The following is an 11,746-nucleotide window of genomic DNA, read 5'->3' as shown; positions in this document are numbered from 1 at the left end:
CTCGGCAAAGTTCCAGTTCAAACGTTACGGATTAAGCAAAATTTCACGACTTCGTCACCCGTCGGAAACCTAGATTGGCCCGTCCCGGACACTCCGGAGACAGCCCTCAACGCTACGGTTTTCCAGTTAGGAGAGAAGCTGTGAAACACCTGATCCAACGGCCCGCCAGCCGCCGCCGCTGCACCCTGGCATCGTCCATCACCCACATCCTTACCGGCGGCACATTGCTGCTGGTTGGCGCCGTGGCTTCCACCTCCGCCTTCGCGCAGGAGAAGGCCACCAACCTGGACCGCATCACGGTTACCGGTTCGAACATTCCGCGCACCAACACCGAAACACCGTCCCCGGTGCAGGTGGTGACCCGCCAGGAAATCGACCGCACCGGCAAGACCACGGTCGCCGAATACCTGCAGACCATCACCGCCAACGGCGCCGGCTCGATTCCCAAATCATTCGGCAACGGCTTCGCCGGCGGTGGCGCCGGCATCTCCCTGCGCGGCCTGGGCGCGGGCTCGACCCTGGTCCTGTTGAACGGCCGCCGCATGGCGACCTATGGCCTGGCCGATGATGGACAGAAGGTCTTCACCGACCTGAGCACCATCCCCCTCGACGCCGTTGAACGCGTGGAAGTGCTGAAGGACGGCGCCTCGGCGATCTATGGCTCCGATGCCATCGCCGGCGTGGTCAACATCATCCTGCGCAGTGATTTCCAGGGCGCCATCCTGCGTGGCTCCTATGGCGTCTCCGGCGACGGCGACGGCGATACCCGCAAGGCGACCCTGACCGCCGGTACCGGCGACATGGCCACCGACGGCTGGAACGCCTTCTTCAGCCTGGACGTCGGCAAGAGCGACGCGATCAAGATCAGCGACCGCAAGAACCGCAAGTGGATCGGCACCGGCGACACCCGCCAGTGGGGCTACGGCAACAATGCACAGTTCCTGGGCGGCGCCTTCCTCAGCGGCAGGACCCGTGGCGGTGTCGGACCGAACGGTTCGGTGTATGACGACCGCAATGTCACCGAGACCAATCCGGCGACGCTGGTACCGCTGCCGGGCTGCCAGGGCCTGACCACCATTGGTGGCCAGACCGATGCTTCGGTGGCCGCGCAGGGCTGCCTGTGGGATCCGGCGCAGCTGTACCGCGACATTTCGCCGGAAGAGAAGTACGTCAACGTGTTCGGACGTGCCAGCTTCGCCTTCGGCGAGGGCGGCGAGATCTACACCGAGATCGGCTACTCGAAGAAGGAAACCACCTTCAGCAACACGCCGTCCGGTGTTTCCGGCGGCTGGGGCTACCCGGGTGGCCCGGTCAACGCCAACAGCGGCGACGGTGCCGTGGTGCTCGGCCCGAATCATCCTGACCGGCCTGCCGGCCTGGGCAACGGCCCGTTGCGCCTGCGCTACAGCGCCTGGGATGTCGGCCCGCGCGTGACCGACAACACCAACGAGTTCAACCGCTTCCTGGTCGGCGTCAAGGGCAACTGGGGCGACTGGAGTTATGACACCGCCTACCTGCATTCGGGCACCGACCTGGTCAACGAGCGCACCGGCTTCCTGCGCTACAGCGCCGTGAAGTGCGCGCTGGGCGACGCGAACTGTGCCGGTGGCGTGTGGCGCATCGGTGACAATGCCAACCTGAACTCCAAGGCACTGTACGACTACATCTCGCCGAAGATCAGCGCACGCGCCAAGTCCAGCCTGGACATGTTCGACTTCACCGTGTCGCGCAGCCTGATGGATCTGAAGGGGGGGCCGCTGGGCCTGGCGATCGGTACCGAATGGCGCAAGACCAGCAACAGCCTGACCCCGCAGACCTACACCGACACGGGTGACATCATCGGCCTGGGCTACTCCGCCTATGACGGCACGCAGAACGTCTACGCCGGTTACGTCGAACTGTCGGCACCGGTGCTGGAGCAGTTGGAACTGTCCGCTGCACTGCGCTACGACAAGTATGAAAGCGGTGAAGGCAAGGCCACGCCGAAGCTGGGCGTGAAGTGGACGCCGGCCGACTGGATCGCCTTGCGCGCCAGCTACGCCGAAGGCTTCCGTGCACCGAACCCGGCCGAGAACGGAGACGGTGGCCTGGCCGCCTTCTCCACGGCCTCGGATCCGATCCGTTGCCCGGACGGTGAAAATCCGGCCCCGGGTGCTTCGCCGGACGACTGCGGCTCGCAGTCGGTTGCGATCATCACCCGTCCGAACAAGGACCTGAAGCCGGAAGAGTCTAAGAGCTACTCGGTGGGCATCGTATTGCAGCCCACCAGCTCCACCTCGCTGACCGTCGATGCCTGGGAAATCAAGCGCACCAACGAGATCGCCCAGGGCGATACCGATGACGCGATCCGTGCCGGCAATGTCCTGCGCGACAACAACCTGCTCAACGGCGTCGCAGGCACCGGCAGCATCCTGGCCGTCAATACCGCCTACATCAACGCCAGCTCCTCGCGCGTTCGCGGCATCGACACCGACATCCGCCAGACCTTCGACATCGGCCCGGGCCAGCTGGAGATGGATCTGCAGTGGAGCCACCTGCTGAAATTCGAGCGCACCAGCGGTGGCAGCACCGATGACTTCCTGGGCACGCACGGCAACTGCGACGTGACCAACTGCATCGGTACGCCGAAGGATCGCATCAACTTCGGTACCACTTGGAAACAGGGTCCTTGGAGCGTGAGCGGCGTTGCCAATTACATCTCCAGCATGGACAACACCGACAAGCGTGGCGGCAAGTACCAGTTCTTCTACTTCGACGGCACGCCGGTGAAGAAGATCTCCTCGTTCACCACCTTCGATCTGTCCGGCCGTTGGGCTGTTACCGACGAGTTCGAGCTGAGCGCTTCGGTCGAAAACGTGTTCGATCGCATCGCTCCGCTTGATCCGCTGACCTATGGCGGCGTGAACTACAACCCGATGCACTTCAGCGGCGCCATCGGTCGTTACTTCACTGTCGGCGCCAAGTACACCTTCAAGTAATACCGCTCAACGCACCACCGTCGAAGGCCCGGGCACCTGCCCGGGCCTTCGTCGTTGTGCGCCTTGCAGGCATGTTCACGGGCCCACCGCTACCGTGGGTCAGCGGCATCAGCGCCGCAGGGGACATCATGGCCGCGACATCACAACGCCTCGGGCTGCCCGCGTTGACCGCACTGGTGGTCGGCTCGATGGTCGGTGCCGGCATCTTTTCATTGCCGCAGAACGTAGCGCGCAGCGCCGGTCCGGCGGCGGCGCTGCTCGGCTGGGCGGTCAGCGGCGCCGGCATGCTGATGCTGGCCTTCGTGTTCCAGGCGCTGGCCAACCGCCGGCCGGATCTCGATACCGGCATCTACGCATACGCGCGCGAAGGCTTCGGCAACTACATCGGCTTCTCCGCCGCGTGGGGCTACTGGGTTGCCTCGGTGCTCGGCAACGCCAGCTTCTTCGTGCTGATCTTCAGTGGCCTCGGCCACTTCGTGCCGGTCTTCGGTGAAGGCAATACCCCGGCCGCCGTGGCCGCTTCGTCGCTACTTCTCTGGACCGTGCACCTGCTGGTGCTGCGCGGCCTGCGCACCGCCGCCATCGTCAACGGCCTGGTAACGGTGGCCAAGCTGCTGCCTATCACGTTGTTCCTGATCCTGGCCGCCGGTGCCTTCCGCATGGATGTGTTCCGCGCCGATTTCCTGGGCACGCCCGCACTCGGCGACCTCGGCCAGCAGCTGCGCGGCATGATGCTGGTGACCGTGTGGGTATTCATCGGCATCGAAGGCGCCAGCATCTACTCGCGGCGCGCGGCCCGTCGCGCCGATGTCGGCCGCGCCACGGTGATCGGCTTCCTCGGCGTCTGGCTGCTGCTGGTACTGGTCAGCCTGCTGTCGATGGGCGTGCTGTCGCAGGCCGAACTGGCGGGGTTGCCCAATCCGTCGATGGCTTACGTGCTGCGCGCCATCGTTGGCGAGTGGGGCGCGACGGTGATCATCGTCGGCTCGATCATTTCGGTACTCGGCGCGCTGCTGGCCTGGGTGCTGCTGTGTGCCGAAGTGCTGTACGCCGCTGCAGGCGACGGCACCATGCCGGCCTTCCTGGGACGCGAGAATGCGCGCGGCGTGCCCGCCAACGCGCTGTGGCTGAGCAATGGCTTGATCCAGCTGTTCCTGCTGCTGGTGCTGGTCAACTCCGGCAGCTACACGGGCCTGGTGCTGCTGGCGGCCTCGATGAGCCTGGTGCCCTACTTCCTGTCCACCGCGTTCGGCGTGCAGCTGGCGTGGCGCGGGGACGCCTATGCGGGTGAACCGGGCGTGCGCTGGCGTGATTTCGCGGTGGCGCTGCTGGCCAGTGCCTACGCGTTGTGGCTGGTGTATGCAGGAGGCCTCGACAACCTGCTGCTGTCGGTGCTGCTGTATGTGCCCGGCGTGGTGGTGTTCGCACTGACCCGGCTGCAACGCGGTGAGCAGGTATTCACGCGTTGGGAATGGGTGTTGTTCGGCGCCATTCTGGTGGTGGCCATCGCTACGCTGGTGGCGTTCTCCAGAGGTGAGCTGGCACTGTAGAGTCGAGCGAGGGCTCGGCTCTACAACAACGCAAAAAAAAGACCTGCATCTTGCGATGCAGGTCTCTTCAAGGTGGCGCCCGAAGTTGGACTCGAACCAACGACCCCCTGAGTAACAGTCAAGTGCTCTAACCGGCTGAGCTATTCGGGCGGGGAGGCGCATTGTACTGGGCGTTCAGAGGAAGATCAACACCTGATTTACCAGCAATCGGAAACCGTGCCGCTGGCCGTTTTGCGGTTGGCCTGGTCCACGCTCAGCGTCCCGCAGCTGTCCTTGGTCTGGTTGCCCTGGGGCGTCGCAGTCAGCGTGAACGAGGACGCCTTGCCATCGAACGTGATCGCGTACCGTGTGGTCCCGCCCTCGCGCGGCGACACCTTGCTGGGCAGCGCGAAGCCCGAGTAGGTGTTGTTCACCGAGTAGTAGCGCTCGGCACGCTGCGCGTATTCCACCAGGTCCGCCTTGGCCACGCCCCGGTGCGACTGGCGGATGTACTGCTGGTACGACGGAACGACAATCGCGGCCAGGATGCCGAGCACGATCACAACGATCATCAGTTCGATGAGGGAGAAACCGTGCTGCTTGCCGGGACGACGCAGGGTACGGGAAAGAGTGTTCAGGCTCATGGGCATGTCTTCGTTACTGGATCTGGCGCCAGGATTGGCGACCGCAGGGATAAGGCACGTACATCGTCGGAGCACCCGCCACGTTGACCGCCATCCAGCAGGCACGTCCGCCTCGATCGGCACCCTTTGCCAGGCGCGGCATCACCGAGACATTGACGTCCTTCACCGGTGCGGTGCCGCCGGTGTCGAGACTGACGCCAGCCGTGCCCGCTCCGTAGGGCGTACCGGTAATGGACCCGACCCGCGCCTGCTCCAGCGATGCAACGCCCGAGATCGGATTGAGGCCAAACAGCCAGTTGCTTCCCTCGGTCGAACAGCCACGGCCACCCGCGGTGGGCATGTAGGTAGGCATGAACACCGTTCCCGACGCCACGGCAGGATTACCAACAAAGCGCTCACCTGCGCCGGGCAGTGCAATGCTCCATCCGCGCGCCGCGCCGGAGAAGGGTGTGGCCGTGACCGTGCGCAACTTGTTGGTGGTGGTCACTGTATAGGCCACCAGATTGGCGGGCACGATCGTGGCCTCCGGCTGGTCCTTGCTGGTGTCGTTGACACCGTACAGCGACTGCGCGGTGAGATCCTGGGGGTCATTGTCGAAGGAGAAGCTGCCGGTACCCAGCACCAGCATCACGCCACCACCGGGTCCGGTCACGGCGGTCATGCCACCGGTAATCGGCTGGCGATACACCTGGTTGTTGTTGTTGGTCTGGCGCGCCGTGGTGAACACCGGCGTGGTGACCGAGGTCGCCGTGCTTTCCAGGTCGAACTTCCACAGCGCGCCGCGCTGGTCGGCCGCATAGATCGTGTCCGCCAGGCCGTCACGGCCACGTACACGCCCCGTCCCACCGGCGCTGTCTGCGCGCCAACGGTCGACAGCCACGATGTTGCCCAGGCCATTGTCACCGGCAGGTGCGGTTGCTGCGGCCTCGGTAGCAGTGATCATCCGCACCGCGCCCGATCCCAGGTCGACCACGAACAGCACGGCCTTGCGGCTGAGGCTGTTGTAACCGTTGCCGAAGATCGCTTTCCACGCCACCCCGGTCCCTTCCTTCACCGGCACGATCACCGGCTTGCCAAGGACATGGCCGATGTTCGCCTTTACGGTGCTATCGAGCCCCGGCGCCACGTCACTGATTTCCCACAGGCGATTGCCGGTACCGAAGCTGGACGGCGTGGTCACATCCAGCGCGAACACCGAGCGCCCACCGGCGCCCGCCGTACCGACCAGCGCCGTGGCCCAGTTGCCACCGATCTGTGCGTCCGCCACCGCGATCGGTCCATCCACGTAGTAGCGATGACGGAAGCGCTGGTCGGACTTGTTGGCCGCCACGTAGGGATACAGCAGGTTGGCCATGTGGCCCAGCGCGGTTCCAGGGATGTAGGCGAAGGTCTCGCTGCCACCGGCACCGTCACTTACGCCACTGCCGTTCATGCCACCGTCGAAGGCATGCAGCATGCCGTCATTGGCACCGACATAGACCATGTAGCGGCCATTGTTGCGCTTGCGGGTCAGATACGTGGCATACGAGGTCGCCATCGCGGTGCTGATGCGCTGGTAGCCATAGTCGTCGCGGGGCGAACTGATCACCGGGCTGGAATTGACGATGTCGCCCAGCACGGTGGTACGGGTGCGATAGATGCCGCCCGAATTGCGTACTTCGCGCGATGCGTCGCCGCGCAGATAAGCCATGGCCGTGGCGATGTCGCCGCCCAGCTTTTCAGCCTCGGTCGCGGAACAGCGCGCAATGCCCGGATACTGCTTCTCATCCTTGTTGCAGAGGTCGCTGAAGGCGATGTTGGTGCTGCTGAAGTCAACTGCAGCATTGCCCTTGGTGGCAACGATGGTGCGCGAACGCTGCGCTCCCAGTTTCTCCGCCGCTTCCCACACCTGCGTGTACTCGGTCTGCTGCGTCTTGTCGTTCACCGCAAGCTTGGATGCCTTCAGGCGACTGAACCAATCGGTTTCCTCGTTGGCCACTTCGAACTGGGGTGTGACCGCCAGCGACCCGGTACCGATACGCGCGCCGGTCAGGCCCTGGCTGCCCGAAGGCGCTGGCCCGGAGGTGACCGACGACAGCACCCGGCGCATGGCCGCGGTGATGTCTGCCGGAGTACGCGCGTTGATGTACTCACCGCGGGTATTGGTCGCGGCGTGCCAGATGTCATCCACGGTGCTGGGGTTGTCGTTCTGGCGACTTGGCCAGTTGCTGTAGACCGCCGAATCGGTATACGGGTTCTGCTGCTTGTCCGGGTCGAACAGGTTGCCACGCGCACCCAGGGTGATCCCGTAGAAGTTGATATGCAGGTTCTTGTTGCAGTCCAGCGACTTGTCGGTACTGGTCGCGCACTGCTCCGGCACCGGCACATTGCCCTTGGGCATCGCGGTATCGGTGCGCAACGGATTGACGTAATAATACGCCGCGATATCAGCCATCGTATCCGAGTTGCTGTCCTTGAACGGGGCACCCATGGCACCGTCAATGTTCCCTGGGGTGGGAATCGAACTCGATGGGAACCCGTTGCCGTTGTTGCTGTAGCCATCGGTGAACAGCATCACCGCGTTTTTCTGGCAGGAAAGCTTGATGGGGGCCGCATCGTCGGTTCGCATGAACTGCAGGCCGGCCGCATTTACCGCATTGCGGTTTGGCGTGCCACCGCTGGCCGTCAGTGCGATCATGTCGTTATACAGCTGAGTCTTCTGACCAATCAGGCTCATGTCCTGGATCGTTAGACGCTTCGCAGCATCCGTCGAGCTGTTGTACTTCAGGAAATCGTTGATCCTGAAATAGCCGACATACATATCGTTGACATTCAACGCATGCGTCATGCCCGCGATCATCGCGCGGTTGCGGTTTCCGTAGTAGGTAAACCAGTTGGCGAAGTTCTGCATTGCCGCCGCATCACTTGCCGTGAGCACGTACTTCCACATGTGGCAACCCTTGCCGCAGGCATCCAGGACCTTGGTCCGATTGTTGCCCGCGTTGGCATAGGCATTGGGCGTTCCTGCCAACTGCGGATAGGGGTCGCCATCGCTCTTGAAGGGCATATAGAACGTCGCAGGCGTGTACTCCAACGACGCGTTGGCCGCGGACGACCATGAGGTCCCAGATTTGTTCTCCTGCACGGAACTGAACCGTCCGGAGTCGGATACGGTCATGTATCGCTGGCCCGGCGGGGCATACATGCCGTCCTGCATGCGCTGCACATCCCAGGATCGAGTTCCCAGGTAGCTGCTCGATACATTTACGACATAGTTGCTGTCATTCTGGTTACGCGGATCAATGAGCGCGGCGCTGGCGACCGATGCCGGGTAGGATTCAACAGCCTCATTGACGATACGGAGCCAGGGTTGATACTGGATCGAGGGATCGTAGTAGGCTGGATTGTAGGCAGCGGATCGGGCAAACCCGAACACGTCCAACGCAGGGATTCCGAGATAACTGGTGTTGATCCGCGGCCCCGGCAACAGGTAGAAATAGTTGCACTGCCCATCGTTGTAGGGCCTGTTCCACGAATCGTAAGCAATGATGTCATCCGGTTTGTTCAGGACCCCGGCCGACTTGAAGAAGCTCTTGCGCGCGTTGCTCCAGCACGCCGTTCCATCCTGCCCTGGGAACTGAGTCTGAAAGGTCATCGAACCCGAATCATCCACCGCCATGATGAATGACGGCGGCGCGGAGACCTTCAGGTTCATCGGGTGCTGCGACAATGTGCCCTGCGCCTGCGCGGCGAACAGGTTCATCGCAAGCCAGGTGCCGCCAGCCACCGCCAGCAACAGCCCGGAGCCGGCCAGGATCTTGATCTTTCGGGTCGCCATGACCGGGTTCCTCAAAGCTTGAAAACAGTGTCGACAGCCGCCGAGGAAGTACCCTCGTTGCTGGTGGCGGCATCGCGATCGGAGCCGAACGCGGTGATCTGGTAGACGCGGGTGGGCTCTTCGCTTTCCGGCGTGCCCATGCCCAGCGTCGATTCGCCCTGGATGCAGGCGTCGATGCGGCGCACGCTAACCACCGGCGCCGCCGACAGTTTCTGCTCTCCCACCCAGCGGGTGGGATCGAAGCCGTCATCGCAGATGCGCTTGATGGCGTCAGCCTTCAACGAGCCGCCGTCGCCGGTATTGTTGTCGATCTCCTCGATCGACCGCTCGGCGTCACGGACCGCCCGCTCGCTGGCCTGGAACGCCACGTTGGCGGCCCGGTAGTTGGAGGACATGCGCTCCTGCATGCTCGCCACCTGCATGCCGACCACGCCGATCAGCGACAGCAGGATCAACAGCATCAGAGCCACGTACAGCACCGCACCGCGCTGCTGCGTACGCCCCTGGAATCGACGGGAGACGGAGGGCTTCATGGGTCAGTTCCCGAACAGTCGGTTGCGCAGTGCCACGGACACCTCGTAGGAGGCACGGTAACGATCGTCGTAGGTCGTGGGCGGATTGAAGCCAACGCCGAGCACACCCAGCTGGGCCACGGCCGTATTGGCCTGCTCGGCCGCGGCGCGCTGCGGGCTGCGCACCAGCAGTCCAAACTGCACCAGGCCAACCCGTCGCCACGCAGCGACAGCGGCGGCATCGGTACCGGTACTGACCCCGCTGGCAGTCTTCTGGAAGGCGATTACCCCGGTCGGCGGCGCGGTGCTGCTGATCGCCGTCTCGGTATCCTGGCCGTAGAGGAACTGCAGGCTCTCAATGCCTTCCACCAGCTCCTCACCGGTGGCGAACGTGTTGTCGCCAGCGCCACGCGCGCGGTACAGCGCGGGTTCGCCGGCGGTATTCGTTGCCACGTAGTACGCCATCGATTCCACCCGATAGACCATGGTCACCGCGTTGTTGGCCGAGTACGCCGAGAGATCGGCTTTGCTGGCCGTGATCGTGCTGCCGGCGATTTTTCCCGCAAACACGTCCACCTTGCTGCAATCGGCCACGGCAAACGCCGAGGGCGTGGTGACGGCACCGGCCGACAGGCGGGCCGCCGCGTCACTGGCGATCGTGATGTCCGGCGAAGTGCCGGAGCCGATGGACAGCACCGGCGAGCCTTCCGGCGCCAGATAGCGCATCACGATGATGTCGCTGCCGCCAAGCGGTTTGGGCTTCAGATTGGTGATCGCCGACGGCGTGCTGCCGGCAGCCCCCCAGCTTGCGCCGAGGGTCAGCTTGTTGCCAGGCGCGGTGCCCTGCGCCTCGTAACCCTGGATCGGCACCGAGAAGTCCATCGGGCTGCCATCACCCGACTTCACGCCGGCAATGTTGACCTTGACACTGTCCTGGGCGCGCACCAGGTGCGCCTGGTCATTCACGCAGCCCATGTGCCCGGCCATCCGGATGTCGCGCTCGAGGAACTCCAATGCGAATCGGGCGTTCTCCTGGGTGCGCGCGACACCTTCGGACAGCTGCGAGGCCGCCCGCGAAGCCATGAAGATCTGGGTCACGCCCAGCATCAGCACCAGGCCGATGACCAGCGAGATCAGCAGTTCAACCAGCGAGAGGCCAGCCGCATGGCTGGCAGCGGAAGGCGCGCGCTTCATAGACGGGTAACCAGGGTGAACGTGGTGATGCTGTCGGGATTGGCTGCGTTCCATCGCTCGTCTCCCCAGCCGATGCCCACCGTGACCAGACCATCATTGACGGTCACGTTGGCGCTGGCCTTGCCTCCCAGCACCTTGACGACCTGGCATTGCCAGCGCGCCACGTTCGCCTTGGAGGCTGTCACGTCGGCACTGTTGGGCCAGGTGCAGGGGCCAGCCGGCGCGGTGACCGAGCCGGCAGTGAAGGAGGCCTTGGTGTATTCGCCACCGTTGAGGGTTTCGCTGCGCTGTACGCGCATCAGCTCGATCAGATCGTAGGCCAGGCTGGTGGCCTGGGTGCGCTGGCTGGCGCTCTGCACGAACCGCACGTTCATGGTCTGCAGCAGCGCAAAGCCAAGCAGGCCGAACGCCAGCACCAGCAGCGCGATCAGCACCTCGATCAGGCTGAAGCCACGACTGCGGGCAGGCCCGCCCATGCCGGAACGACGACGTTTCATTTGCAGGTTCCTGCGGTGGAGCGGACCTGGCCGGAGAACAGGACGGTCAGGGTCCGCATGGGGTCACCCGTCTTGCAGCCTTGCGGCACCAGGCTCACGACCTGGTCGGCGGACGCGCGGCGGCGCCCCTGGGAATCGAAGGTGATGACGGTTGGGCTGGGAGCCTCGACCGCCAGGCTGCTGCTGCCCTTGGAGAAGCGCAGCACGCTTTCGCTGCCGCTGACGGAGCCATCGCCATCGGCGTCGCCCCAGGCCAGCATGCCCTTGCTCCACTCACCATCGCAGGACGTGCCGTTGCTGCTGCCGCACACCCCGCCACCATGGCGGTTGCGGATGGCCTCGCTGCGAGCGAGCGACAACAGACCGATCACCTCGTTGTTGGTGGTGGTCAGCCGGTTCGAGCGCATCGCGGTGCGGAAGCTGGGATAGGAGATGCTGGCCAGAATGACCAGGATGACCAGCGTGATCATCAACTCGACCAGCGTGAAGCCGTTTTGCCGGCGCAAAGACATTGGACGCTCCCCAGCGTGTTGATGGCCACGATGGGCCATCGTCCCGCCACCGGCAAGCGGCGG

General features: G+C 64.1%; 8 protein-coding genes and 1 tRNA gene. 2 read left to right on the top strand and 7 right to left on the bottom strand.

Annotation, left to right across the window (positions count from 1 at the left end):
- Positions 1-140: 140 nt before the first annotated feature.
- Positions 141-2,978, top strand: a complete 2,838-nt coding sequence (locus AC5P68_RS10610) for a TonB-dependent receptor (protein WP_005410533.1) — start codon at positions 141-143, stop codon at positions 2,976-2,978.
- Between the two features lie 128 nt (positions 2,979-3,106).
- Entirely contained in the window at positions 3,107-4,528 is a 1,422-nt protein-coding gene (locus AC5P68_RS10605; protein WP_033835339.1) for a basic amino acid/polyamine antiporter, read from the top strand.
- 73 nt (positions 4,529-4,601) lie between these two features.
- Here the strand turns inward: AC5P68_RS10605 and AC5P68_RS10600 are convergent.
- The 7 genes from AC5P68_RS10600 to AC5P68_RS10570 form a co-directional block, all read right to left on the bottom strand.
- Positions 4,602-4,678: transfer RNA gene (locus tag AC5P68_RS10600), tRNA-Asn, on the bottom strand.
- Positions 4,679-4,725: 47 nt separating this feature from the next.
- On the bottom strand, positions 4,726-5,151 hold the full coding sequence (locus AC5P68_RS10595; protein ID WP_005408861.1) for a type IV pilin protein: 426 nt from the start codon (positions 5,149-5,151) through the stop codon (positions 4,726-4,728).
- A 13-nt stretch (positions 5,152-5,164) separates the two neighbouring features.
- Positions 5,165-8,968: a pilus assembly protein gene (locus AC5P68_RS10590; RefSeq protein WP_049454052.1), complete on the bottom strand. Its 3,804-nt coding sequence runs from the start codon at positions 8,966-8,968 to the stop codon at positions 5,165-5,167.
- Between the two features lie 11 nt (positions 8,969-8,979).
- Positions 8,980-9,501 (bottom strand): pilus assembly PilX family protein, encoded by a 522-nt coding sequence (locus AC5P68_RS10585; RefSeq protein ID WP_005408859.1) that lies wholly within the window; start codon positions 9,499-9,501, stop codon positions 8,980-8,982.
- Positions 9,502-9,504: 3 nt separating this feature from the next.
- A complete protein-coding gene (locus AC5P68_RS10580) occupies positions 9,505-10,674 on the bottom strand; it encodes a PilW family protein (protein ID WP_005408858.1) in 1,170 nt (389 codons plus the stop codon).
- The gene (pilV, locus tag AC5P68_RS10575) at positions 10,671-11,171 is read right to left on the bottom strand and encodes a type IV pilus modification protein PilV (RefSeq protein WP_005408857.1); all 501 of its coding nucleotides are present in this window, start codon (positions 11,169-11,171) and stop codon (positions 10,671-10,673) included. The genes AC5P68_RS10580 and pilV overlap by 4 nt, the downstream gene beginning before the upstream one ends.
- Positions 11,168-11,683 carry a GspH/FimT family pseudopilin gene (locus AC5P68_RS10570; protein WP_005408856.1) on the bottom strand — a complete coding sequence of 172 codons (516 nt, stop codon included), beginning with the start codon at positions 11,681-11,683 and terminating at the stop codon, positions 11,168-11,170. The genes pilV and AC5P68_RS10570 overlap by 4 nt, the downstream gene beginning before the upstream one ends.
- Positions 11,684-11,746: the final 63 nt, after the last annotated feature.

Source organism: Stenotrophomonas sp. YJH_SMC_58, assembly GCF_059369635.1.
This window is presented reverse-complemented; position numbering and strand designations above follow the sequence as displayed.

Coding starts and splice junctions, on each gene's coding strand:
- pilV (WP_005408857.1), bottom strand. CDS start 11,171: ATGAAACGTCGTCGTTCCGGCATGGGCGGGCCTGCCCGCAGTCGTGGC.
- AC5P68_RS10585 (WP_005408859.1), bottom strand. CDS start 9,501: ATGAAGCCCTCCGTCTCCCGTCGATTCCAGGGGCGTACGCAGCAGCGC.
- AC5P68_RS10570 (WP_005408856.1), bottom strand. CDS start 11,683: ATGTCTTTGCGCCGGCAAAACGGCTTCACGCTGGTCGAGTTGATGATC.
- AC5P68_RS10590 (WP_049454052.1), bottom strand. CDS start 8,968: ATGGCGACCCGAAAGATCAAGATCCTGGCCGGCTCCGGGCTGTTGCTG.
- AC5P68_RS10595 (WP_005408861.1), bottom strand. CDS start 5,151: ATGAGCCTGAACACTCTTTCCCGTACCCTGCGTCGTCCCGGCAAGCAG.
- AC5P68_RS10605 (WP_033835339.1), top strand. CDS start 3,107: ATGGCCGCGACATCACAACGCCTCGGGCTGCCCGCGTTGACCGCACTG.
- AC5P68_RS10580 (WP_005408858.1), bottom strand. CDS start 10,674: ATGAAGCGCGCGCCTTCCGCTGCCAGCCATGCGGCTGGCCTCTCGCTG.